We start from the raw sequence: 23,251 nt of genomic DNA, 5'->3' as shown, positions 1-23,251 counted from the left end.
CTCGTCAGCTGACGGCGCGGTCGAGCCAGCCCGAGGCGACGGCGTCCAGCCGCCAGCCGGACGGTCGCTGCGCGTCCACCGCGAGCCTCCACCGCAGCGTGAACGTGGTCCTGCGCCGGGCCGACCCGCGCACGAGCCCATTGCCGTCCGGCGTCCGGACCGCGAGCTTGCCGCGCAACGTCACCGCGACCGTGAGGCTCACCGGGTGCGAGCGCGCGCGCAGCGTGACGGGCGCGACGTCGACGACCCGCAGCGCGCGCACCACGACCGGCCCGGGCGCGCCGGGCGGGTGCAGCAGCGTCTTCGTGCACGACTCGGACGCGAGCGCCAGCAACGGGCCCGGCGCGCCGTGCTCGCTCGCGGCCGTCCACGCCCCGACGCAGCGCTCGACGGCCAGCACGACCACGTGCCACGCGAACCGCTCGTCGACGAGCGCGAGGTCGGCCAGGGCCGTCCGCACGCCGGCACCCGCGCTCACGAGCCCGGACGCCAGCGCCGGGTCGTCCACCGCGTCGTCGGCGGCGAGCTCGAACACCGCTTCGCTGCGCATCGCCGGGTCATCGGCCGCGTCCGCGATCAGGCGCTCGTCCCAGTGATGCCCGGCGTCCCGGGACGCGTCGACCGCGGCGAGCTTCCAGCGCCCGTCGTCGCGCCGGAACGTCCAGTACTCCAGCGCGCGCAGCGGCCGCAACTGCCCGGAGAGCGGCGACACCCCGCCCTCGAACCCGAGCTCGAGCACGCAGCGCGCCGCCGTCGGATCGCGCGTGTTCTCGACGCTCACGACCCGCACGCGCGGCGTCTGCAACGTCCGGGGGCCGACCGCCGGGTTGCGGACGCTCCAGCCCGCGCGCAGCTGCTCCAGCAGGCCGGGCGCGATCACCGCTTCGAGCGGCCGCCAGTCACGGCTCGCCCGCGCGCGCTCCAACGCCTGATGGCAGCGCAACGCCACGCCGACGACGAAGTCCGCGTCGAACGCCCGCTCGTCCTGCGCCGCGACCGAGGCCGCGACGCGCGCGGCGCTCAACCGGGCGCGACGCCTGAACACGTCCTAGACGGGGCGGCGGTAGCGGATGTGGGTGGACAGCGGCGAGTGCAGCACCTCGACGGGCTCGAAGCCGAACGTGTCGACGCCGTCGAAGATGCGCTCGCCCGCGCCGAGCAGGACCGGGGCGATGTCGAGCGTGAGCTCGTCGATGACCCCGGCGATCAGCGCCTGGCGCACCGTGGACGCGCCGCCCGCGATGTCCACGCCGTCGTCACCGGCCGCGGCGACCGCCTGCGCGTAGGCGGCCTCGAAGCCGTCGGTCACGAAGTGGAACGTCGTCCCGCCCTCCAGCTCGATCGGCTCGCGGGCATGGTGGGTGAGCACGAACACCGGGGCGTGATACGGCGGCTCCGGTCCCCACCAGCCGCTCCAGTCCTCGTCCCACGCCCCGCGGATCGGACCGAACATGTTGCGGCCCATCACGTAGGCGCCCCGCGGGCGCATCAGCCAGCCCGCCGCGGTCTCGTCGGCCGCGTTGGCGCGCTCGTCGCCGAGGTGCCAGCCGTGCAGCTCGCGTCCGCGCTCGCCCAGCGGCTGGTCGCGACGCTGGTCAGGCCCGGCGACGAAGCCGTCGAGCGAGATCGACATGTGACAGGTGGTGTCCGGCATGGCCGCCTTTCGCGAAGCGTTGACTCGCCGGAGGTCTACCAGCCCCCGGCCAGGCCGGCTTGCAACCGGCGGATGGCCGCACCCTGCAGGCCCGACGCGAGCAGGCCCGGGCCGAGCGGGCCGGAGCGGTCCGCGCCCAGCGGTGGAAGGCGCCCCAGGGCATCCGCCACGCTCGCCGACATGTGGCTCAGCTGCCAGCGGATCTCCGCCTCCACCGCGACGTCCTGGTCGTCGGCGGCCAGGCCGGCGGCCTTGGCGGCGTACCCGGCGGCGCCGAGGGCGTGCGCGCCCATGTGCGCGACGGCCGCCGCCTGCCCCGCCGCGCGGGCCGCCGCGGCGGCGGGCGCCGGCACCGCGTTGGGCGCACCGCCGCCGACGAACCGCCGGCGGATCTCGTCGGCGACGTCCAGCTCACCGCGCGCGAACGCCCGGGTGCGCGTAATCGCCTCCCGCGGCCGGAGGTCCTCCGGGGCCTCGGCCTCGAACATCCACAGGACCCGCTCGGCGCAGTCGGCCGCCCACGCGGCCACGGTCCGCCGGTCGCTCTCGCTCAGCGTCTGCGGCGAACCCATGACCGGCATGCTGGCAGCCGCCACGGCCGAATAGCGTATGCGCCGATGCGACCACTTGCCCTGACGCTGCTCGCCGGCGCGGCGCTGGTCGCCGCGGGCTGCGGCGACCGGACGGACGACGTGCGCGGCGACCGCGTGCTGCGTGGCGGCATCCTGTACTTCGGAGGTCCCGCCGGACCGGGTGGCATGGCCGAGCAGGGCACGGACTACAAGTCGGGCACCGTCAGCTTGTACGACGGGGACGGCAAGATCACGGCGACGAAGCTCGATGACGGCGAGCCCTTCGAGTTCCACGTGCGCCGCGGGACGTACCGGCTGCGCACCGATCTCGGCGACCTCCCGTGCGAGCGCGTCGTGGAGGTCGCCCAAGCGCGCGTCACGGCCGATCTCGAGTGCGCGATCAAGTGACGCGAGCGGCCTAGGGGGTCGTCGTCGACAACGTGAACGTCAGCGTCTGCGCGTAGGTGCCGGTGCGCAGCGCGTCGTCCGCGGTGCTCGTGACCGTCGCGGTGGTGCTGACGTCGTACGTCCGGTCCACGCCGGGGACGAAGGTCGGGAACGCGGCCGCGGGGCCGAGGTCCAGCGCGAGCGTCGCCGGGACGTCGCCGCCGACCGTCGCCGCCGCGGACGTGCTCGTCGTGATCGCGAGCTTCCCCGTGTACGGGCGGAGGTCGGACGCCAGCGTGTCGACCACCTGCGCCGAGCGGACGTCGACGCCGGGCGAGAGCGCGATGAAGTCGATCCGCCGGTCCGGCGTGTTGCCCGGCTTGGGCAGCAGCGTGTTGCGCGACTCGAGGATCGGGAGCTTCGACAGGATCGCCACGCCGTACTGGCGCCGCGGCTGGCCCTCGCTCGCGGGCGCGCTGTCGAGGTTGGGCGCGAACCCGACGTGCATGTCCAGCCGCCGCGCCAGCTCCGCCGGCTCGTCCAGGTTGCCGCTGCGGGCGCTCCAGAACTTGTCGACCGCCTGCAGGCCGATCACGTCGGCGCCGGTGGCCGTGATCGCTGCGGCGGTGCGGTCGAGGTCGAGCGGGGCACCGTTTGAACGTCTCGTGAACCGTTCGGCAACGGACCGGGTAGATGCGTCCCATGGTTGACGAGAGCAAGCCCGTGCCCGAGCCCGGCGAAGCGCAGCGCGACGACGACGCGGTCCACTACTACGAGGTCGACGAGACGAACGTCGGCGGGACCGAGACGTCCGACTCAGAGCCGGACGACCGCGAGCAGCCAGGGGCGGCAGCGGCGGAGTGACACGACCTCGCCGCGCGCGGCGAGCAGGTCGGCGAACGCGGCGCGCGACCAGTGGTGGATGTGCCCCGGCGTGTTGCCGCGCTCGCGGACGTACGCGCCGCGGGCGAGGTTGAGCGCGCGCCACAGCGGCTCGTCGGGCACGGTGACGACGATCGCGCGGCGCGCGACGCGCAGGGCCTCGTCCAGCGCACGCGGCGGGTCGGTGACCAGCTGCAGCATCTCGATCAGCGTGACGACGTCGAACGCGTCGTCGGCGAAGGGGAGCGCGTGCGCGTCTCCGGTCATCCGCTCGATGCGCGGTGCCTCGCGGGCGGCCCAGGCGGCGCGCAGCTCGGGCACGTCCCGGTCGAGGCCGACGACGCGCGCGTCCGGCGCGAAGCGCTCCGCGAGGTGCTCGGTGACGCGGCCCTCGCCGCAGCCGACGTCCAGCAGGTCGCCCGGCGCAAGCGGGTCGACCAGCGCGTCCAGCTCGGCGAAGAACCGCCGCATGAGGTGGCGGACGACCGGGTTGCGCGTGTCGTACTTGTCGTAGACGTTCCCCGGATAGGGCTCGACCGTCGGTGCTGCGGGCACGCGCGGATGATGGCAACATGCCCGGAACTTGGGACGCATCCTGCTCATTGGAGGTGCAGGCTTCATCGGCGCCCACCTCGCGCGCGAGCTGTCCGAGCGCGGGCGGGACGTCGTCGTGCTCGACGACGACCGGGCGTGGACCGATGACGACGAGGCCGCCGTCCGGGCGCGCGCGTGGCGCCGGCGGACCCTGCTGCGCGACGCGGACCTCCGCCACGGGGCTGCCGACGACCCGCTCGCGCTCGCGGAGGTGCTCACCACGACGCCGCCGGACGCGGTGGTGCACCTGGCCAACCTGCCGCTCGTCGCGGTCGCCGACCGCGACCCGGCGCGGGCGCGCGCGGCGATCGTCGGCACGACCGCCGCCGTGGTCGCGGCCGTCGCGCGGCACGCGCCGCACGCACGGCTGACCTATGTGTCCTCGAGCATGGTCTACGGCGACTTCGTACGCGACCCGCAGCCGGAGACCGCGCGCCTCGCGCCGCGCGAGCCGTACGGCCAGGCCAAGCTCGACGCCGAGCGGCTCGTCCGCGACTCGTGGACGAGCTGGACGATCGTGCGCCCGTCAGCCGTCTACGGCCCCGGCGACGGCCACCGCCGCTTCATCACGCGGCTCGTCGAGGCGGCCGTCGACGAGCACCCGCTGCGGTTGACCGCCGACCCGGACGTGCGGCTGGACTTCACGCACGTCGCGGACGTGGCGCGCGGCCTCGCCGACGCGGCGCTGTCCCCGGCCGCCGAGCGCGGCACGTTCAACCTCGCGGCGGGACGGGCGCGCTCGCTCGTCGAGGCGATCGACGCCGTACGCGCCCTCGGCTTCCCCGTCGCGGTCGAGCCGGTGGTCGCGCCGGCCGTCCGCCCGCGCCGTGGGACGCTCGACATCGCCCACGCCCGCGACGTGCTCGGATACGCGCCGCGCTTCAGCCTCGAAGCCGGCCTGGCCGCGCACCTCGACGTGGCGCTCGCGCCGGCGTGAACGCCGCGGTGCCGTTCTTCGCGGCCGAGCGCACGTGGGCCGAGCACGGCGAGCGGTACGCGCAGCTGATGGCCGAGGCGCTCGCGGGCGGCCAGGCGCTGCAGGGGCCCGCGGTGCGCGCGTTCGAAGCGGCGCTGGCCGCGCGGTGTGGGCGCGCCCACGCGGTCGCGGTCGGGTCCGGGACCGACGCGTTGGCGTTCGCGCTCCTGGCGGCGGGGGTGGGGCCGGGAGACGAGGTGCTCGTGCCGGCGATCTCGTTCATCGCGACCGCCTCGTGCGTGCTGCGCGTGGGCGCGGTGCCGGTGTTCGTGGACGTGGACCCGTGGCTGCGGCTGGACCTCGACGCCGCGCGCGCCCTGGTCACGCCCGCCACGCGCGCGCTGCTCGCGGTCGACCTCTACGGGCAGACGGTCGATCACGTGGCTTTCGAGCGCTTCGCGGACGAGCACGGCCTGACGCTCGTCGAGGACGCGGCGCAGGCACTCGGCGCCACGCACGCCGGGGCGATCGGCGCGCTGTCGTGCTGCTCGTTCGACCCGACGAAGACGATCGCCGCGCCGGGCAGCGGCGGCGCGGTGCTGTGCGACGACGACGCGCTGGCGGCCGCGCTGCGGCGCCTGCGCTGGCACGGCCGCGACGATGCGGGCCGCTTCGCCACGCTCGGGCACAACTCGCAGCTGCCGACCGCCGCGGCGGCGGTGCTGCACGCCAAGCTCGCGTCCGACGCGCGGTGGACGGAGCGCCGGCGCGCGATCGCCGCCGCCTACGACGCGGCGCTCGCCGGCACGCCGCACCGGCCGGTCGGCGTCGCCCCCGGGCGCGACCACGTCTTCCACAAGTACGTCCTGCGCACGCCTGACCGCACCGCGCTCGCGGCCGCCCTCGCCGCGGCGGGCGTCCCCACCCGCGTGCACTACGACCGCCCGCTGTACCGTGAGCCCGTCTTCGGCCACCGAGGGCGCGCGTGCCCCGCGGCCGAGACGGCGTGCCGCGAGGTGCTCTCCCTGCCGATCCACGCCTACCTCACCGACGCCGAGGTCGAGCTCGTGACCACCACCCTCGCGGCCGCTTCGTGACCGCCGCCGACGACTGGCTCCAGCACCAGCTGGACGCCCTCTACCGCTGGCACCTGCTGTGGGACGACGCCGGCGAGGCGCTCGTCGCGCCGCTCGCCGGGGTGGCCGCGCTCGAGGCGGCCGGCGTGCTCTCGCCCGAGGCCGCCGACACGTGGCGCGGCAGGCTCGAGCGCGAGGCCGCCCGGCCGCGCGAGCCGGACCGGTACGTGGGAGAGCCCGCGACCGACAGCACCGAGGCCGAGCTGCTGCAGGTGCTGACCGGGCCGGACGAGCCGCGCGGCGGCTATCGGCTGCTGCTGCTCCTGCGGTTCGCGGACGGCGTCGTCTGCCAGCTCGACAAGGACGACGCCGAGGACGACGACTGGCCCGAGTGGATCCTCGTCGACGCCACCGGCACCGTGTACGACACCGGCGGGGAGGGCGGCAGCGACACCGACGTGTCCGTGGCGTTCTCGCCCGGCGTTCCGGATGGGGTGGGGTGGGTCGAGCTCCGGCTCGGCGGCCGCGACGACGTCGTCTTCCGGGTGCGGACGTGAACGCCGCCGAGCAGCACCTCGAGCAGCTGCTGGCCGAGCTGACGCCGACGTCGGAGGGGCAGCGCTTCCACGGCGCGCTGAGCGCGCTGCACAGCGCCGGCGTGCTGGACGACGACGCCGCCAAGCGCTGGCGCACGCGCGCCACCGCGGCGCAGGCGCCGTGGCTCGAGCCGGACGAGCTGGCCGCGCTGGAGACCGGCACGGGCCACGCGCTCATCCGCGGCCCGGGCCTCTCGCGCGAGGAGGCCGACGCACGAGCCGCCGCCCGGCTCGCCGACCACGAGCGGATCGCCCGCCGCGGTCGCGCACGGCGTGTGCACACCGCGCCGACGGTCAGCCGCCGCGACGGCCTCGCGATCGTCGCGGTCATCACCCGCACCGAGTGCACCGAGGTGCGCTTCCACTGCGTCGCCGGTGCACGCGGCGACGATGACCTGGCCGCGCTCGTCGCCCTGCTCGAGCGGCTCGTCCCGCCACCGCTGACCGACGACGCCGGCACGGCCTACACGCTCGTGAGCGAGCGCCCGGTCGGCGCGCACGTCGCCGGCGGCCCGCCCGACCCGGCGCGGCCGCTCGTCGTCTCGGGCGGCTGGCGCTACCAGCCGCCCGCGCCGGACGCGGCCACGACGTTCACGGTCCGCGGCGCGCAGTTCAGGGTGGCACCCTGATGCCATCCGGGTGCGCGACCGGGACCATGGCCACGTGCCCGAGACCAACTGCTTCTGCGGCTGTGGTCGGTCCGCCGCGTTCGGACAGGCGCGGGCCGTCAACGACGCCGCCCGTCGTGTCGCCGGGGTGCGCCCGCAGACCGCCGACGCGGAGCGGCTGCTCGCGCTCGCGCTGACCGTCCTGCACGACGACGCCTGCGCGCGGGATGTCGTCCGCACCCTGCGGGTGTGGTTATCCGCTCCCTGAACTTCCCGTCGTTCAGGGTCGACCCCGATGTCGAGGCGGCGGTGCGGAACGAGCATGCGGCCCATGCACTCGACCCTTCGACGGCTGCTGCTGACCACGGCGGCCGTGACGCTCCTCGCGACCCCGCAGGCCCTCGCCCAACAGCCGTTCAAAGCCGCCTTCACGGCCACGCCGGAGCAGCCCGCGCTGGGCCAGTCCGTCGCACTGGCGGCGACCAGCACCGGCGGGACGAACGCGGCGCCGATCACGCACACGTGGGACCTCGACGGCGACGGCGAGTTCGACGACGCCGGCGGCACCACCGCGAAGACGCGCTTCGACACGGGCGGTGCCCACGTGGTCCGCGTGCGCGCCTCACAACCGTGGGACGGCGCGATCCGCACGAGCGTCGCCGAGAAGACGTTCGTCCTCAATGCGCCGACGCCCACGCCGACCGCCACGCCCGAGACGACGCCGACGGCCACACCCGAGACGACCCCGACCCCCGCGCCGCCGGCCAACGCCCCGCCCGTCGCGCGCTTCGACCGCGACTGCACGCGCCACGGCCAGATGACGCTGTGCGGGCTCGGCAACGCCTACCAGGGCACGCCGAAGACGATCAGCGCCGCGCCGTCCTCCGACCCCGACGGCCAGATCGTGGCCTACGAGTGGGACCTCGACGGCGACGGCACGTTCGAGCAGTCGACGCAGGCCACGCCGACCGTCACGCACACGTTCGCGCCCAAGCCGCGGCGCACGATCGCGCCGATCGTCCGCGAGTGGACCGTGTCCGTGCGTGTGACCGACGACCGAGGCGCGCAGGCCACCCAGGGCTTCAAGATCACCGTCAAGGAGCCCAAGTGCGAGCAGGAGGTCAAGCTCGGCGCGTTCACCGCGACCGGCAGCTGCCTGCGCGACTTCGGCGACCACCACCGCTCGAGCGAGCCGGTCAGCCTCAATGGCGTCGCGATCGAGCCGCAGGGCGGCCAGTGGGTGAGCCTGTCGAAGGACCGGATCGCGTCCAAGCGCGCGATCGTCTCGATGAACGCGGGCGGCACGTTCGCCACGATCGTGAACGGCGAGTTCGCGTGGACGCCGTCGGGCGGCAAGCTCAACGGCTTCAAGCCCGACCCGGACGCCAAGGTCAACGGTCTGAGGGTCACGGGCGTCTCCGGCACCCCGGCGCTCTCGGGCAGCCAGCTGCGCGCGAAGGTGTTCGTCGCCCTGCCGGCGCAGTTCGGCGGCGCCACGTCCGGCAGCCCCGTCACGCTCGGCGGCGTCGCCAAGGCCGCCGGCGCCGACGACGCGTTCAGCTTCACGGTCCCGTCCGCCGCGCTCGGGCCGATCGGCCTCGACACGCTCGTCGTCTCCTACGACGGCATCAACCTGTGGGAGGTCAACGCCCGCGTGAAGCTGCCCGCGCCCGCCTCGGTGGACATCGAGGGCGGCGTCGGGATCCGCTCCAACGGCACGTTCGCCTACGGGCAGGCCGAGGCCAAGTGGACCAACGGCGGCCTCGCCCTCGGTGGACCCGTGCCCGTGTTCCTGGAGCGCATCAAGTTCCGCATCGAGGTCGACCCGCCGGAGAGCGAGTGCGTCCCGATGGTCGGCGTCAAGCCGGTGCCGTGGTTCGACTTCCTCGGGCCGCGCCCCGCGAACCTGCCCAAGACGGTCGACTTCGGGCACCCGACGTTCGCGATGTGCGGCGAGGTCGCCTTCACCGCCGGCCCGTCCGTCGGCGGCAGCGCCGCGGCACGCGTCACCGCCGGCCTCGGCTGGGCGACGTATGCCGACCGGCCCTGGGTCCTGCGCACGTTCGGCGACCTCGAGCTCGTCGAGGTCAAGGTGGCCGAGGTCGACTTCGCGGTGCACGGCGACGGCTACATCCGCGCCACCGGCAAGTTCCGCTGGGGTGTGGACGGGATCGCGTCCATCAGCGGCGGCCTGAGCCTCGAGATGCTCAAGACGAAGTTCAACGCGACCGCGCGCGTGGACGCGTGCATCGAGCTCGTGGACTGGTGCGCCGGCGCGCGGGCGATCATCTCCTCGCGTGGCATCGCCGCCTGCCTGGAGATCGACCTCGGCTTCGGCGACTGGACCCCGGGCGTCGGCTACTACTGGGGCAAGGGCTTCCCGCGCGGCTACTTCGACGGCTGCGACATCGGCGACTACCGCGTCGCGATCAGCCGTCCGAAGGCGGCCGCCGCCCAGTTCACGGGCGAGGCCCGCTCGGTCGACCTCGGCGCCGGGCTGCCGGGCACGTCACTGCTGATCCAGGGCGCCGGCGCGCCCCCGAAGGTCACCATCACGGGGCCCGGCGGCAAAGCGATCAGCGCGACGCCGGGCGCGCCCAAGACGCTGGGCGACGGGTTCGTGCTGATCGAGGACGCGCGGACCAACTCGACGCAGGTGCTGATCGCCAAGCCCGCCGCCGGTCGGTGGACGATCACGCCGCAGCTCGGCTCGGCCGCGATCACCGAGGTGCTCGCCGCCGACGGCCTCGCCAAGCCGGAGGTCTCCGTGCAGGTGCAGCGTCCGGGCGTGCTGACCTACACGGTCAAGCCGGCCGCGGGCCAGAAGGTCACGATCGTCGAGCGCGGCGGCGAGGCCGGGGGCGTCGTCGGCGTCGCCACGGGCGAGCACGGCGTGCTGCGCTGGATGCCCGCGGAGGGCGCGGGTGGCAAGCGCCAGCTGGTCGCGCTCGTCGAGCAGGATGGCGTGCTGCGCGAGGAGCTCGACCTCGGCGCCTACCAGGCGCCGAAGGCCAAGCGTCCCGGCAAGGTCAAGGGCCTGAAGGTCGGCCGCGGCGGCGCCCGCTGGAAGCGCCTGCCGGGTGCCGCGGCCTACACGGTCAGCGCGACGCTGCCGGGCGGCCGCACGGTGGTCAAGCACGTCGCCCGGCCCAGGCTCGCCGTCCGTGGCGCCCAGCGCGTCTCGGTCCAGGCCGTGAGCCCGAGCGGGATCACGGGGCCGCGAACAACGGCGCGACGTCCATGAAGATCCGGTAGTCCTCGATGAGCTCGCCCTCGCCGCGGTAGATCGTGACCACGGGGAGGGCGATCGTCGACCCGTCCTTGCGCGTGTAGGTGACGGTCGACTCGACGATCGTCGCGGCGCCTTGCTCGAACGTCTCGATCACGTCGTGGTGGACGCCGTCGATCCCGTCGCAGAACCCGGCCCAGACGTCACGGACGGCGTCGCGTCCGACCACGGTCTCCGCGTTGCCGAACGTGAACCGGACATCGTCGGACAGATGACGCGTGAACGCATCCGGTTCCATCGAGTCGATGTCTTTGAAAAGGTCTGCGTGCCTGGACATTGGCGAAGACTACGGAGGAGAGACCGCGATGCCCAACCCGGGAACCATCAACGGCACCCATCACCTGACGTTCTGCGTCGGCGGCGCGCAGGAGGACTACGACTTCCACGTCCGGACGCTCGGCCTCAAGAGCGTCAAGAAGACGGTGCTCTTCGACGGCGAGATCCCGATCTACCACCTCTACTACGCCAACCGCGTCGGGGACGCGAGCACGATCCTGACGAGCTTCCCGTACCGCCAGGCGGGCTGGATGGGCAAGCGCGGGACCAACCAGGCGAAGTCGATCAACGTCGCCGTGCCGGCCGAGTCGATCGGGTACTGGGCGGACCGCCTGAAGGCCGCCGGCGTCGAGGCGACCCAGGTCGAGCGCTTCGGCACCGAGCGGCTGGAATTGCGCCACCCGTCCGGCATCCCGTACCAGATCGTGGGGGAGACGCGCAACGACACGCGCGAGCCCTACGGCGGCGGTGACGTGCCGGCCGAGCACGCGATCCGCGGCGCCTACGGCACCACCACGAGCGTCCGCGCGCCCGAGTTGCAGGACGAGTTCCTGCGCGAGGCGTTCAACTGCGAGCACATCGCCTCCGACGGCGCGCACCACCAGTACGAGATCAAGGGCGACGGCCACGGCCGCACGCTGGAGCTCGTGGAGGAGCCGGACCTGCCGCAGGGCACGTGGCGCTTCGGCGAGGGCACGATCCACCACCACGCGTTCGACGTCGGCTCGGCCGAGAACCAGCTCGTGGTCAAGGACTACATCGTCGGCCTCGGCTACACGGACGTGTCCGACGTCAAGGACCGCGGCTACTTCTTCAGCGTCTACCTGCGCACGCCGGGCGGCGCGCTGTTCGAGCTCGCCTACTCGACGCCGCAGGGCTTCACGATCGACGAGTCCGAGGACGAGCTCGGCACGCACATGTGCATCCCGCCGCACTGGGAGGACCGCCGCGCGGAGATCTCCCAGCTGGAGCCGATCGACACCATCGAGACCGTGCAGCCGTAGAGCGGGAGGATGAGCCTCTAGGCGAGTCCTCGCAGCTTCGCCCTCCCCGTTGCGGGGGACTACGCACTCGCAGCACGTCGCGCGAGCACGTATACCGGAGCAGTTCCCCGCAACCGGAGCCGCCCCCGTGTCCGAGCCCCACACCGCCAGAGCCCACCATTCCCGCGTCTGCGTCGCCCCGGCGCCGTACGCCTTCGTGGGCTCTGCGCAGCGTGAGTGGCTCACTCCCGCCGGACACGCGCTCCTGCAGGCGGCGATCGCCGACGGCCGTGGTCTCGAGCCGTCGCTCGCCGACGAGGTGGCGCGGGCGCTCCGCGGCTGGGCGGGCAGCCGCGGCGCAACGCGCGTCGCCTTCCGCGTGCAGACGCTCGCGGGCGGCATCGCCCACTACGGGATGGAGCTCAAGTGGCTCACGGGCGCGGACCTGGTCGGTGGCCTGCGCACGGACGCCCCGGGCGGCCTGACGTGGGACCCGGCGGCTCCTGCGCACATCCGGGTGGAGGCGAGCGGCGCCGTGCTGTGCCTGCCGAGCGTGCTGGCGTCCGGGCTCGGTGAGGCGCTCGACGAGCGGCTGCCGCTGCTGCGCTCGACCGACGCGCTGTCCGGCGCGGCCGTGCGCGCGCTCGAGCTGCTCAGCGAGGACGCGACGCACCGTGCGCTGTCGACCGTCGCCCTCACGCGCGGCTTCGCCTTCCGCGACGCGGAGCTCGTCGCGCTGCGCACCTTCGAGGACCGCTCCCGCGCGTGCCTCAGCGCCGCCGAGCGCGAGCTCGCGCGGATCGGGGTCCGCGCCCGCCTGCGCTTCGCCGGCGACCGCCACGAGCTCACCGTGCTGCCGTCGCCCGCGGTCGCCGCGACCGACGCGCTCGGGCTGGCGTGGGACGCGCTGCGCGACACCGCGCGCCGCTACGGCCTCAGCGCCGACGAGGTCGGTCAGACACGCCCGGACGTGTGGTCGCTGATGACCGCCGAGGGCGGCAACCTGCTCGCGCCGGGCGTGACCAGCCACGCCAACCTGCGCTTCCTGTTCTTCGCGGCCGCGGTCGTCCGGGCGTTCGCCGCCCACGACCTGCGTGCCCTCGACCTCGGCCACGAGCTCACGGCGATCCTCGCTGCGATCGCCCGTGGCGAGCTGTTCGCGGGCAGCGACGCCGAGCTGGTCGCCGGCGCCGAGCCGCTGCCGTTCGTCCCCGGCCGCGAGACCGCGGCGGGCTTCACCGGCGCGGGCTTCGCGCTCGGCCGGCTCGACGCGCTGACGATGACGATCGTCAACACCGTCATGGCCGAGGCGATCGCCACCCAGACGCGCATGCTCCGCGGCTGGCTGCAGGTCGGCGAGGACCTCGAGCCCGCGGTCCGCGAGGTGGTGGCCGACGCCTACCGCCGCCATCAGGCCGCCGCGGGCGACCGCACCCTGCGCGACGTGCTCGTCACCGGCGAGCGGCTGTTCGCCGAGCAGGGCGTCATGTCGGCGCGCGAGCTGGCCGCGCGCTCCTAGCGCGCATACGGCACGCGGAGCGTGAAGACGCTCCCGCGGCCCGGTCCGTCCGAGCTGGCTTCGAGTGAGCCGCCGAGGCGTTCGATCATCCGCCGGGCGACGGCCAGGCCCATCCCGGTGCCCGGCGCGGTCGTCGAGCCGCGCTCGAACAGGCCGAACACCCGGGTCAGATCCGCTTCGGAGAGGCCGACGCCGTTGTCGGCGACGCGGATCGCCACGAGGTCCCCCGCGTCCTCGGCCGTCACGTGCACCCGTGGGGGGACGCCTTCGCGGCGGTACCTGATCGCGTTGGCGATCACGTTCTGCAGCACGAGCCCGACCTCCGAGCGCGGCACCTCGATCGGTGGCAGCGGCTCGTCCACGATCACCTCCGCGAGCGCTTCCACGGTGGCGGCTCGGAGCGCGTCGAGGGCGTCGGCCACCGCGACCGAGACCGGGACGAGCTCGCCCGCCGCCTCTCCGATGGCCACGCGCGCGACCTGCATCAGCCCGCGGATCTGCGCGCTGAGCCGACTCGCGGCCGCGTCGATGTTCGCGAGCAGCTCGCGCTCGTCGTCGGCCAGGCGGTCCTCGGCGGCGTGGCTCACCGCGCCCGCGCTGAGCATGATCGAGTGCAGCGGCTCCTGGAGGTCGTGGCTCGCCGCGTAGGCGAAGCGCTCGAGCTCCGCGTTGGACCGCTCGAGCTGGGTCGCGCGCTCGCGCAGTGCCACCTCGGCCTCGACGAGGTCCGTGATGTCGCGGATCATCGCCAACGTCCCGCTCCAGGTGCCGTCGAGCAGCGTGAGCGGAGCGACCGAGACCTGGGCGGGGAACTGCGACCCGTCGCCGCGGCGGCGCATCGCGCGGATCGTCAGCGTGCGTCCGCCCTGCGCTTCGGCGAGCAGCGCGTCGAACCGCGCCCGCTCCTCGTCGGGCACGACCAGATCGGCGTAGGACCGGCCGATCGCGTCCTCGGCGCGCAGCCCGAACACGATCTCGGCGCCGGGGTTCCAGGTCACGATCCGGCCATGCTCGTCGCGCGCCACGATCGCGTCGGGCGCCGCCTCGACGAGCGCCGCGAGCCGCGCCTGGTCGAGCTCGGCCTGCCGCAGCTCGGTGACGTCGGCGGCGATCACGCCGACGCCCTCGTAGCGGCCGTCGGAAGCGACCAATGGGAACTTGGTGGTGACGAACTGGTGGTCCGTGCCGTCCCGGAACCTGATCGTCTCGCGGAAGGTGGTCGGTGCGCCGCGCTCGAGCACGGTCCGGTCCTGCTCGGCGCTGCGCGCCGCGACGTCGGGCGCGAAGAGCTCGGCGTCCGTGCGTCCGACCGCTTCCGGTGACGGCGCCTCCCCGGCCCCGTAGCTGAAGAGCAGGTAGCGCCCGTCGAGGTCCTTGATGCCGATCGCGTTCGGCGCGTTCTCGACGATGCGCTCCAGCAGCCGGTGCTCGCGCCGGTGCTCGGACACGTCGAGCACGGTGATCGCCGCGCCGGTGATCGCGCCGGTGGCGTCGCGGATCGGTGCCGAGCACACCTCGACCTCGACCGGCGAGCCGTCGCGTCGCCGCGCCACGGTCTCGCGGCGCAGCATGCCCTTGCTCGCCAACGCCGCGAACAGCGCGGGGGCGCCGAGCCGGTGCTCCGGCACCACCAGCAGGTCGCCGGAGCGGCCGATGACCTCCTCCGCGCGCCAGCCGAACAGGCGCTCCGCGGACGAGCTGAAGAAGAGGATCTTGCCGTCGGCGTCGACGCCGAGGATCGCCTGCGCCGTGGCGTCGACGACGGCGCGCAACCGCGCGGCCTCGTCCTCGGTCGCCACCCGCTCGGTCACGTCGCGCGCGAGCCCGACCGTGCCGACGACGCCGCCCGCGTCGTCGAACAGCGGGGAGATCGTCAGCTCGGCGAGGAACCGGGAGCCGTCCTCGCGGCGCAGCTCGAGCGTCACCGAGTCCTCGACCGTCTCTCCGGCGAGCAGCCGGCGCACGATCGCGCGCGCCTCGTCCTCCTTGCCGGGGGCGGCGAACGACGCCGCCTCCACGCCGCGCACGTCGGCGCCGTCAAGGGCGAGCAGCCGGTCCGCGGCCGGGTTCGCATACAGCACGCGACCGTCGCGGTCACCGAACACGATCGCGAGCGGCAGGCTCTTCACGGCGGCCGCGAAGAGGTCGGACAGCAGCAGTTCCGACACGGCCGTTCCAGCATAAGCCGAAACGGGGATGCCCGTGAGGGCATCCCCGGTGAAGGTCTTCTAGTCGACCATCGGCGCGAAGAACTCGCGCTTGCGCTCGGCGAGGCGCGGGATCGCGTCGCCGAAGCCGAGCCGCTTGAAGTGCTCGGTCTCGGTGTGCGCCGTGTAGGCCGCCTCATCCACGTACTGCTCGTAGATGAAGAACTTGGTCGGGTCCTCGGGATCCCGGTTGGGGATGTAGACGAGCACGCCTTCCTCGGCGCGTGAAGGCTCGACCAGCTCGGACAGGCAGCGTGCGACTTCGTCTTCCTCGCCGGGCTTGGCGATCCAGGTCACCGCGACGGTGTAGGCCATGCTTGCTCTTCCCTTTCGTTGATCACATCCGCGTGGCGGATCGGCCCTTCGGCCTCCCGCAGCGGCATTCCGTGGCGCCCCGCACGGTGGGCTATGATCTCGGCCAGGACGGCGACGGCCGTCTCCTCCACGGTGGAGGCGCCGATGTCCAGCCCGCAGGGCGCGAAGATGCGGTCGATCTCGGCGTCGGTGACGCCGACGTCGCGGAGCCGCCGGTTGCGGTCCGCGGTGGTGTTGCGCGAGCCGAGCGCGCCGATGTAGCCGGCGTTCGTCTTCAGCGCCGCCTGCACGGCGGGCACGTCGAGCTTCGGGTCGTGCGTGAAGATCAGGACCGAGTCGCGGGGGCCGAGCTCGACGCCGTCGAGCACGGCGTCCGGCCAGCCGACCTCGGTCTCGGCGGCGGCGCTGAAGCGGCGCGACTTCAGGAAGGCGGAGCGGGGATCGGCGATCGTCACGCGGTAGCCGAGGCCCTTGGCGAGCGGCGCGAGCGCGCTCGAGAAGTCGATCGCGCCGAACACGACCATCCGCGGCGGCTCGGCCTGGATCGAGTTGTAGACGCGCAAGCCGGAGCCGAGCGAGGCACCGTCCTCACCGAAGTCGCGCAGTGACGAGCGGCCCTCGTCGAGCAGGCCCTGCGCCTCGCGCGTGGCGTTCTTGTCGAGCAGCTCGCCGACCCCGAGCGAGCCGAGCACGCGGTCGTGGTCGACGTACAGCTTCGCGCCCGCGTGCTCGCCGTCGAGCAGCGTCACGAGGCCGGCGGGGGAGTGGTCGACGGTCGCCTGCAGGTCGGCGAGCACCGCCTCCTGGTGCTCCGGGCGGATCTCGTGGATGAAGATGTGGACGATGCCGCCGCACATCAGCCCGACCGTGCCGGCCAGCTCGTCGCTGATCCCGTAGGTGACGAGCTGCGGCGGGCCGCCGCGCTCGAGCATCTCCATCGCCGCCGCGGCGACCGCGCCCTCGACGCAGCCGCCCGTGATCGACCCCTCGATGCCGCCCTGGTCGTCGATGTACATCGACGCGCCGACGTCCAGCGGCGAGGACCCTTCGACTTCGACGAGCAACCCCGCCGCGACCCGTCGTCCCTCACGCAGCCAACCCTGCACGGCGGAGGCGGTGTGCTGGACTGGACGTGTCATCGGGGTCCCTCCTCGGCGAGCCTGTAAACGCGGCGCGCGGTCCGGCCCAGGACGTCGTCCTGGACCGCCTGCGGGAAGTCGGCCAACACGCCGAACCACGCTTTGACCAGGCTAGAGAAGTCGGTCCAGATGCTCTCCACCGGGAAGTTCGTGCCGAACATCGCGCGGTCGGAGCCGAACGCGTCGACGACGACCTGCGTGACGGTCCTGATCCAGTCCGGGTCGACGCGGTGGATGAACGTGCCCTGGCCGCTGAGCTTGACGTTGAGGTTCGGGAACGTCGCCAGCTCGTGCAGGAACTCGCGCCACGGCTCGCCCTCGATCGGCATGCCGGCGTGGATGATCACGAACGTCAGGTCCGGGTGGTTGCCGAGCAGCTCGCGCACGTACGGCAGCTGGTTCGGGAACGCCTGCAGCTCGAACACCCAGCCACGCTCGGCGATCCGCTCGAGGTTCTCGTTGAAGATCGGGTCGAGCATGGCGTCGGCGGACTTGGCGAACCGGAACGCCTCGTGCTCATGCCAGTGCACCTGCAGGCGGCAGCCGCGCATCAGCGGGGACGCGGCGGTCTGCGCGTCGAAGGTCTCAGACGCGCGCGGGCTGAACAGGTCGGCCGACCCGACGATCGCGCTCGGCCAGCCCGACTCCTCGTGCTGGGCCTGGACCCACTCGACCTCGTCCACCGAGCGGTCCAACGGCCAGTTGGCCTGCGTGTAGACCGACTGCGTGAAGCCGTGCGCGGCCGCCTCGGCGCCGTACTCGCGGCCCAGGTAGTCGCGTTGCTGCAAGGACTCGTAGGGCCCGAAGATGCGCGGGATCATCGGCCCGCTCAGCCACGGCAGGTCCTGGACCCGCCAGATGTGGTGATGGGCATCCACGTATCCGCTCACAGCTCACGCACCCTTTCCAGCAACGACTTCAGGTCGCGCGCGCCCGCGAGGTCGACGTCGTCGACGATCGCGGCCATCGCGCGGGTGACCGGGCGGTACTCCGGGTGGAGCGCCAGCGGAGACCACCACAGCAACCTGTGGGACAGCTTCGCGAGGCGATGCACGGCGGCGACCATCTGCTCGGGGGCGCCGCGCTCGAGGCCGTCCGAGAGGACGATCGTGAGCGCGCCGCGCGCCCGGTCGGCGTAGCGCGGCGTGGTCACGAACTCGTGCAGGGAGGGGCCGATGCGCGTGCCGCCGTCGGCGTCCTCGACCACCGCGCTGACCTCGGCCAGCGCGGTGTGCAGCTCACGCTGGCGCAGCTGGCGCGTGACCCGGGTCAGGTGCGTGCCGAACGTGAACGTCTCGCACTGCGCCGCCCAGGCGAAGCGCAGGTAGTCCGGCGTGTGCTCGCGCAACGAGCCGGACACGTCGATCAGCAGCAGCATCGGCCGCGTGCGGTGCGGCCGGCCGCGGCGGGCGAGCATCGTGATCTCGCCCGTGCGGGTCGCGTGGCGCAGCGTCCGGCGCACGTCCAGCTGCCCGCGGCGGTGCGGGCGGCGCCGGCGCGAGCGGATCTTCGGCAGGTGCTCGGCCAGCGCGCGGCGCAGCTCGGCCAGGTCCTCGGTGCCGCCGGCGTAGGCGCGCCGGTGGCGCAGGTCGTGGACGCTCGCCTCCTTGCCCGTGCCCTCGCCCATCACGATCGGCTCGAGCTCGCCGCCGTCCTGCGGGTCGGGCGCCTCGCTCTCGCCGTCCCGCTGCGGGGAGGGCTGGGGCGGCGCGCCCAGGAAGTAGGCGGAGAAGACGGCGTCGAACGCCGGGATGGTCTCGAGCCGGTCGACCAGCGTCACGCGCGCGAGCCAGTAGAGCCGCTGGATGTCCTGCGGCGGGTTGTCACGCAGCGCGGTGAGGAAGTCCGCGCGCCGCTCGACGCCCACGTGCAGCGCGGTCACGAAGTCCTCCAGCAGCGTGCCCGCGACCGTGCTCACAGCCCGAGGCCCTCCGCGTGCGCCAGCACCGTCTCGGTGTCCTCCTGCTCCTTGACGAGCAGCCCGAGCGACCGCTTGAGCGCGCTCGGCCAGTCGGCCCCCTCGTGCAGGAGCACCTTCGCCGCCTGGCCCCACTCGATCGACTCCGCGATCCCCGGCGGCTTGATCAGGTCCAGGTCGCGCACGCCGGCCACCGCCGCCACGAGCGTCTTGGCCGCGTCCTCCGGCAGGCCCGGCACGCGCGACTCGATGATCCGCTTCTCGCGGCTGGAGTCCGGGAACGCGATCCAGTGGTAGAGGCAGCGGCGCTTGAGCGCGTCGTGCAGCTCCCGCGTGCGGTTGGACGTCATGATCACGATCGGCCGCTCGGCGGCGGCGATCGTCCCGAGCTCGGGGATCGTGATCTGGAAGTCGCTGAGGAACTCGAGCAGGAACGCCTCGAACTCCGAGTCCGCGCGGTCGATCTCGTCGATCAGCAGCACGCACGGCACGCGCAGCGCGCGCAGCAGCGGCCGCTCCATCAGGAACGACTCGTCGTAGAGCTCGCCGACCGGACGGTTCTCGGCCTCGCACGTGCGGATCGCCAGCAGCTGCTTGGGGTGGTCCCACTCGTACAGCGCCTGCGCGGCGTCGAGGCCCTCGTAGCACTGCAGGCGGATCAGCTCGCGGTCGTGCACGCGGGCGAGCACCTTGGCGATCTCCGTCTTGCCGACGCCCGGCTCGCCCTCCAGCAGGAGCGGCCGGCCGAGCGTCAGCGAGAGGTGGGCGGCGGTCAGCAGGCCTTCGTCGGCGAAGTACTGCTCCGCCGCCAACCGCCGTCCCAGAGCCTCGATCGGATCAGGCACGTGCTCGCAGCTCGTCGAGGCCACGCAGGACCGACTCCGGCGTGAACGGCATCTCGGTGAGCCGCACGCCGCACGCGTCGAACACCGCGTTGGCGATCGCCGGGATCGGCGCGTTGGCGGTCATCTCGCCGATGCCCTTCGCGCCGTACGGCCCGTTCGCCGCCGGGAACTCGATGATGTCGGACTCCATCACGGCGTTGTCCGCCGGCCCGGGCATCAGGTACTCCTCGAAGTCCCGCGGGCCGTGGTCGCGCTGCGGGTAATACGGGTCCGTCGCCTCGAACAGCGCGTGGGAGATGCCCATCCAGGCGCCGCCCTCGATCTGCTGCTTGGCCATCCTGGGGTTGATCGCGCGACCGACCTCGTACACGTTGTGCAGCGCGAGCACCTCGATGACGCCGGTCTCGTCGTCGACCTCGACGTCGGCCACCGTGCAGGCGTGGGCCTGCGCGGAGTCGGGGTCCATCTTGCCCGTCTCCGGGTCCGGGTACGAGCGTTCCTTGAGGAAGATGCCGCGGCCCGCGATCGTGCGGCCGAGCTTGAAGTGCGCGGCCATCGCCAGGTCGACGACGTGGATCTTGACTTCCTCGGAGCCCTTGAGCTTGATGAAGCCGGTGCCATCGGTCTCCAGGTCCTCGGCGTCGACCTCGAGCTCCTCGGCGGCCGCCGCCAGCATCGCCTCGCGCGCCTCCTGCGCGGCCATGATCACGGCGTTGCCGACGCGGTGCGTGCCGCGGGAGGCGAACGTGCCCATGCAGTGCGGGCCCGTGTCGGTGTCGGCGGTGTCGACGATGATGTTCTCGTACGGCAGGCCGAGCGTCTCCGCCGCCACCTGCGCGGCGACGGTCTTCAGGCCCTGGCCGAGGTCCACCGACGACAGCGAGACGACGAAGTTGCCCGTGGTGGTGGAGTGCACGAGCGCCTGGGTGGGGTCGCCACCGAGGTTCATGCCGGTCGGGTAGTTGACGGCGGCGTAGCCGCGTCCGCGGAGCTTGGCCATCTAGCGAGCCTCCTTCGACGACATCGCCCGGTACTCGTCGGGCAGCTCGTGGCCGACCTGCTCGGCCGCCTTCTGGATGACCTCGATGATCGCGGTGCCCTCCGCCACCTTGTGGTGCGCCTTCATGTCACCGTCGCGGTAGGCGTTCTTGAGGCGCAGCTGCAGCGGATCGAGGTTCAGCGCGCGCGCGATCCGGTCCATCGACGTCTCCAGCGCGAAGTCCCCGATGGTCACGCCGAAGCCGCGCATGGCCGAAGACGGTGTGCGGTTGGTGTAGACGCACCAGGAGTCGATGTGCACGTTCGGGATGTTGTACGGGCCCGGCATGTGCGCGGCGGCCTTCGTGGTGGCGTACGGGCTGTGGCGGCTGTACGCGCCGGCGTCGGCGTAGAGCGTGACCTGACGGGCGACGATCGTCCCGTCATCCATCACGCCGTCCTTGATGTAGATGCGCTCCGCCGCGCGGGGGGAGGAGACCTGCATCTCCTCGTAGCGGTCGTAGACGTACTTGACCGGCTTGCCGGTCTTCATCGCCGCGATGCACGTGATCGGCTCGACGGTGACGTCCACCTTGCCGCCGAAGCCGCCGCCGACCGTGCCGCCCACCAGCTGCAGCTTGCCGAACGGCACGTCGAGGATGAGCGCCGTGTTGTCGAGGGTGAAGAACGCCGCCTGCGTGTTGGAGTAGATCTTCAGACGCCCGTCGGCCTTGGGCTCGACGATGCAGCCCGTCGTCTCGGTCGGGGCCTGCTCGATCGGCTTGGACTGGTACTTGAACTCGAAGATGTGGTCCGCCTCGGCGAACCCCTTCTCCACGTCCCCCAGACGCACGCGCCGGCAGTGGTGGCCCTCGTACTCGAAGTAGTTCGTGCCGTGCGGCTTGAGCGGGAAGGCGTCCGGCTTGATCGCTTCCTCGACGTCGAAGATCGGCTCCAGGTCCTCGTAGACGACCTTCACCGCGGCGGCGCCCTCACGGGCGGCGCGCTCGCTCGTGGCCACCACGGCCACGATCGGCTCGCCGTACCAAAGCACCTTCTTCTCGGCGAGCACCAGCTCTTCGGGGTAGCCGACGTTGATGAGCGTGAGGACCGTGTACCAGTTCTTGGGCACGTCCTCGTGCGTGAGGATCTTCACGACGCCCTTGACGGCCTCGGCGGCCGACGTGTCCACCGACACGATGTTCGCGTGGTGGCGCTCGGAGCGGTGCATCTTCAGATGCAGCAGCCCGGCGGGGTTGACGTCCTCGAAGAACTGCGTGCGGCCGGTCACGTGCCCGAGCGAGTCCAGGCGCTGGACCGGCTTGCCGATGACGTTGAAGGGCTTCTCGTCGATGGCGCTCATGCGGTGGCCTCCGCGGCGATGAGGATGGCCTCGATGATGCTCTCGTAGCCCGTGCAGCGGCAGACGTTGCCGGAGATCGCCGTCACCACGTCCTCCCGGGACGGGTTGGGGTTGACCGCCAGCAGCGCCTCGGCGGCCATGATCATGCCGGGCGTGCAGAAGCCGCACTGGGTGGCGAAGTTGTCCAGGAACGCCTGCTGAAGCGGGCTGAGCCCGTCGGTCGGCGTGGTGCCCTCGAGGGTCTTGACCGTCGCGCCGTTGATCGTCTCGACCGGGACGAGGCAGCTCATCACGGCCTCGCCGTCGACGTGGCACGTGCACGTGCCGCAGGTGCCGACGCCACAACCGCGCTTGGCGGCGGTGAGCCCGAGCGTGTCGCGCAGCGCGCCGAGCAACGTCGTGCCCGGCTTGGCGATGAACTCCTCTTCGGAGCCGTTGACGGTGAGTTCGATGACGCTAGACGGCATTGGTCAAAGCCCTCCGGACATGGACGGGAAGCACACGACGGCGGTACCACGCGCTGGCGTACGCGTCGTCGAAGGGGTCGGCGGCCTCGAGGGCGGCCTCGGCCGCGCCGTCGATGTCGCCCTCCGCGAGCCGGGCCTCGGCCGCGTGCGCGCGGACGGGCTGCGGCGCGACGCCGCCGAGCGCGAGGCGCACGCCGTCGGAGGCGACGGTGACGATCGAGGCGCTGTTCTGCTTGCGCCGCATCGCCTTCGTGTAGTACCAGCGCTCGGGCACCTTGAAGCTGATGCTGGTGACCACGTCGCCGGTCTTGTCGACCTGGGCGTCCAGCGCGAGCAGGCAGACCGCGAGGTCGCCGTGCGGCTGGGGCGCGAACAGGTTGCCGCCGACCGTGGCCATGTTGCGGATCGTGGGGGAGGCGATCGAGTCGATCGACTCGCGCAGGAACGGCACCGCACGCGCGAGCTCGGTCAGCGTGGTGGTGGCGCCGACGCGCACGCTGTCGCCGTCGGTCTCGACGCCGGAGAGCCCGGCCTTGCGCAGGCTGATGATCGACTGGTCGGGCTGCAGGTGCGGGTAGAGGCCGGTGCAGCCGGCGACGAGCACGCCCTCGCCGTTCGCGAGCAGCCCCGCGGCCTCGTCGACCGAGGTGGGAACGTGGACCTGCAC

Annotated in this window: 25 protein-coding genes and 1 pseudogene; 10 read left to right on the top strand and 16 right to left on the bottom strand. The window is 73.0% G+C overall.

Annotated features, from left to right (window positions below):
• Positions 1 to 4: 4 nt before the first annotated feature.
• Genes C8N24_RS00260 through C8N24_RS00250 form a run of 3 tightly spaced genes read right to left on the bottom strand, consistent with a single transcriptional unit; the run spans position 5 to position 2,226 of the window.
• Positions 5 to 1,045: a hypothetical protein gene (locus C8N24_RS00260; RefSeq protein ID WP_147447517.1), complete on the bottom strand. Its 1,041-nt coding sequence runs from the start codon at positions 1,043 to 1,045 to the stop codon at positions 5 to 7.
• 3 nt (positions 1,046 to 1,048) lie between these two features.
• The gene (locus C8N24_RS00255) at positions 1,049 to 1,654 is read right to left on the bottom strand and encodes a dihydrofolate reductase family protein (RefSeq protein WP_121246658.1); all 606 of its coding nucleotides are present in this window, start codon (positions 1,652 to 1,654) and stop codon (positions 1,049 to 1,051) included.
• A gap of 35 nt (positions 1,655 to 1,689) precedes the next feature.
• Positions 1,690 to 2,226, bottom strand: a complete 537-nt coding sequence (locus tag C8N24_RS00250; RefSeq protein ID WP_121246656.1) for a putative immunity protein — start codon at positions 2,224 to 2,226, stop codon at positions 1,690 to 1,692.
• Positions 2,227 to 2,271: 45 nt separating this feature from the next.
• On the opposite strand from C8N24_RS00250, the gene C8N24_RS00245 reads away from it, so the two are divergent.
• A complete protein-coding gene (locus C8N24_RS00245; protein WP_121246654.1) occupies positions 2,272 to 2,634 on the top strand; it encodes a hypothetical protein in 363 nt (120 codons plus the stop codon).
• A gap of 10 nt (positions 2,635 to 2,644) precedes the next feature.
• Here the strand turns inward: C8N24_RS00245 and C8N24_RS00240 are convergent.
• Positions 2,645 to 3,256, bottom strand: a pseudogene (locus C8N24_RS00240) (endonuclease/exonuclease/phosphatase family protein); the annotation flags it as partial.
• A gap of 59 nt (positions 3,257 to 3,315) precedes the next feature.
• Between C8N24_RS00240 and C8N24_RS33515 the strand changes: the two are divergent.
• A complete protein-coding gene (locus tag C8N24_RS33515; protein ID WP_170178740.1) occupies positions 3,316 to 3,477 on the top strand; it encodes a hypothetical protein in 162 nt (53 codons plus the stop codon).
• Here C8N24_RS33515 and C8N24_RS00235 read toward each other — a convergent pair.
• A complete protein-coding gene (locus C8N24_RS00235) occupies positions 3,430 to 4,050 on the bottom strand; it encodes a class I SAM-dependent methyltransferase (RefSeq protein WP_170178739.1) in 621 nt (206 codons plus the stop codon). The genes C8N24_RS33515 and C8N24_RS00235 overlap by 48 nt on opposite strands.
• Before the next feature lie 28 nt (positions 4,051 to 4,078).
• Here C8N24_RS00235 and C8N24_RS00230 point away from each other — a divergent pair, with 28 nt between their 5' ends.
• The 6 genes from C8N24_RS00230 (at position 4,079) to C8N24_RS33510 (ending at position 10,529) form a co-directional block, all read left to right on the top strand.
• Positions 4,079 to 5,026, top strand: a complete 948-nt coding sequence (locus C8N24_RS00230; RefSeq protein ID WP_121246650.1) for an NAD-dependent epimerase/dehydratase family protein — start codon at positions 4,079 to 4,081, stop codon at positions 5,024 to 5,026.
• Positions 5,023 to 6,102: a DegT/DnrJ/EryC1/StrS family aminotransferase gene (locus tag C8N24_RS00225; RefSeq protein ID WP_121246648.1), complete on the top strand. Its 1,080-nt coding sequence runs from the start codon at positions 5,023 to 5,025 to the stop codon at positions 6,100 to 6,102. The genes C8N24_RS00230 and C8N24_RS00225 overlap by 4 nt, the downstream gene beginning before the upstream one ends.
• Positions 6,099 to 6,638: a hypothetical protein gene (locus tag C8N24_RS00220; RefSeq protein WP_121246646.1), complete on the top strand. Its 540-nt coding sequence runs from the start codon at positions 6,099 to 6,101 to the stop codon at positions 6,636 to 6,638. Before C8N24_RS00225 ends, C8N24_RS00220 begins: the two co-directional genes overlap by 4 nt.
• Positions 6,635 to 7,306 carry a hypothetical protein gene (locus C8N24_RS00215; RefSeq protein WP_121246644.1) on the top strand — a complete coding sequence of 224 codons (672 nt, stop codon included), beginning with the start codon at positions 6,635 to 6,637 and terminating at the stop codon, positions 7,304 to 7,306. The genes C8N24_RS00220 and C8N24_RS00215 overlap by 4 nt, the downstream gene beginning before the upstream one ends.
• A gap of 34 nt (positions 7,307 to 7,340) precedes the next feature.
• Positions 7,341 to 7,553, top strand: coding sequence for a hypothetical protein (locus C8N24_RS00210; RefSeq protein WP_147447516.1), 213 nt, complete (start codon positions 7,341 to 7,343; stop codon positions 7,551 to 7,553).
• Between the two features lie 63 nt (positions 7,554 to 7,616).
• Entirely contained in the window at positions 7,617 to 10,529 is a 2,913-nt protein-coding gene (locus C8N24_RS33510) for a PKD domain-containing protein (RefSeq protein ID WP_170178738.1), read from the top strand.
• Here C8N24_RS33510 and C8N24_RS00200 read toward each other — a convergent pair.
• Positions 10,495 to 10,851: a nuclear transport factor 2 family protein gene (locus C8N24_RS00200; RefSeq protein WP_121246640.1), complete on the bottom strand. Its 357-nt coding sequence runs from the start codon at positions 10,849 to 10,851 to the stop codon at positions 10,495 to 10,497. The two genes, C8N24_RS33510 and C8N24_RS00200, sit on opposite strands and share 35 nt — an antisense overlap.
• A 28-nt stretch (positions 10,852 to 10,879) precedes the next feature.
• Between C8N24_RS00200 and C8N24_RS00195 the strand changes: the two genes are divergently transcribed.
• Entirely contained in the window at positions 10,880 to 11,854 is a 975-nt protein-coding gene (locus C8N24_RS00195; RefSeq protein ID WP_121246638.1) for a VOC family protein, read from the top strand.
• A 196-nt stretch (positions 11,855 to 12,050) separates the two neighbouring features.
• On the top strand, positions 12,051 to 13,352 hold the full coding sequence (locus C8N24_RS00190; protein ID WP_121246636.1) for a glutamine synthetase III domain-containing protein: 1,302 nt from the start codon (positions 12,051 to 12,053) through the stop codon (positions 13,350 to 13,352).
• Here the strand turns inward: C8N24_RS00190 and C8N24_RS00185 are convergent.
• Genes C8N24_RS00185 through C8N24_RS00140 form a run of 10 tightly spaced genes read right to left on the bottom strand, consistent with a single transcriptional unit; the run spans position 13,349 to position 23,251 of the window.
• A complete protein-coding gene (locus C8N24_RS00185) occupies positions 13,349 to 15,520 on the bottom strand; it encodes a PAS domain-containing sensor histidine kinase (RefSeq protein ID WP_121246634.1) in 2,172 nt (723 codons plus the stop codon). The two genes, C8N24_RS00190 and C8N24_RS00185, sit on opposite strands and share 4 nt — an antisense overlap.
• A 60-nt stretch (positions 15,521 to 15,580) precedes the next feature.
• Positions 15,581 to 15,874 (bottom strand): putative quinol monooxygenase, encoded by a 294-nt coding sequence (locus C8N24_RS00180; RefSeq protein WP_121246632.1) that lies wholly within the window; start codon positions 15,872 to 15,874, stop codon positions 15,581 to 15,583.
• Entirely contained in the window at positions 15,853 to 17,013 is a 1,161-nt protein-coding gene (locus C8N24_RS00175) for an XdhC family protein (protein ID WP_121246630.1), read from the bottom strand. The genes C8N24_RS00180 and C8N24_RS00175 overlap by 22 nt, the downstream gene beginning before the upstream one ends.
• Positions 17,010 to 17,903 carry an amidohydrolase family protein gene (locus C8N24_RS00170; RefSeq protein ID WP_121246628.1) on the bottom strand — a complete coding sequence of 298 codons (894 nt, stop codon included), beginning with the start codon at positions 17,901 to 17,903 and terminating at the stop codon, positions 17,010 to 17,012. The genes C8N24_RS00175 and C8N24_RS00170 overlap by 4 nt, the downstream gene beginning before the upstream one ends.
• Positions 17,900 to 18,931, bottom strand: a complete 1,032-nt coding sequence (locus tag C8N24_RS00165) for a vWA domain-containing protein (protein WP_121246626.1) — start codon at positions 18,929 to 18,931, stop codon at positions 17,900 to 17,902. Before C8N24_RS00165 ends, C8N24_RS00170 begins: the two co-directional genes overlap by 4 nt.
• On the bottom strand, positions 18,928 to 19,776 hold the full coding sequence (locus C8N24_RS00160) for an AAA family ATPase (protein WP_245971726.1): 849 nt from the start codon (positions 19,774 to 19,776) through the stop codon (positions 18,928 to 18,930). Before C8N24_RS00160 ends, C8N24_RS00165 begins: the two co-directional genes overlap by 4 nt.
• Positions 19,769 to 20,776, bottom strand: coding sequence for a xanthine dehydrogenase family protein molybdopterin-binding subunit (locus C8N24_RS35515; RefSeq protein WP_121246622.1), 1,008 nt, complete (start codon positions 20,774 to 20,776; stop codon positions 19,769 to 19,771). The genes C8N24_RS00160 and C8N24_RS35515 overlap by 8 nt, the downstream gene beginning before the upstream one ends.
• The gene (locus C8N24_RS35510) at positions 20,777 to 22,117 is read right to left on the bottom strand and encodes a xanthine dehydrogenase family protein molybdopterin-binding subunit (protein WP_121246620.1); all 1,341 of its coding nucleotides are present in this window, start codon (positions 22,115 to 22,117) and stop codon (positions 20,777 to 20,779) included.
• On the bottom strand, positions 22,114 to 22,584 hold the full coding sequence (locus C8N24_RS00145; protein WP_121246618.1) for a (2Fe-2S)-binding protein: 471 nt from the start codon (positions 22,582 to 22,584) through the stop codon (positions 22,114 to 22,116). The genes C8N24_RS35510 and C8N24_RS00145 overlap by 4 nt, the downstream gene beginning before the upstream one ends.
• Positions 22,574 to 23,251, bottom strand: coding sequence for an FAD binding domain-containing protein (locus tag C8N24_RS00140; protein WP_170178736.1), 678 nt, complete (start codon positions 23,249 to 23,251; stop codon positions 22,574 to 22,576). The genes C8N24_RS00145 and C8N24_RS00140 overlap by 11 nt, the downstream gene beginning before the upstream one ends.

The sequence above is a fragment of the Solirubrobacter pauli genome (genome assembly GCF_003633755.1).
In the GTDB taxonomy this organism is placed as follows: Bacteria; Actinomycetota; Thermoleophilia; order Solirubrobacterales; family Solirubrobacteraceae; genus Solirubrobacter; species Solirubrobacter pauli.
The sequence above is the reverse complement of the archived record's forward strand: the minus strand, read 5'-3'. Positions and strand labels throughout refer to the sequence as shown.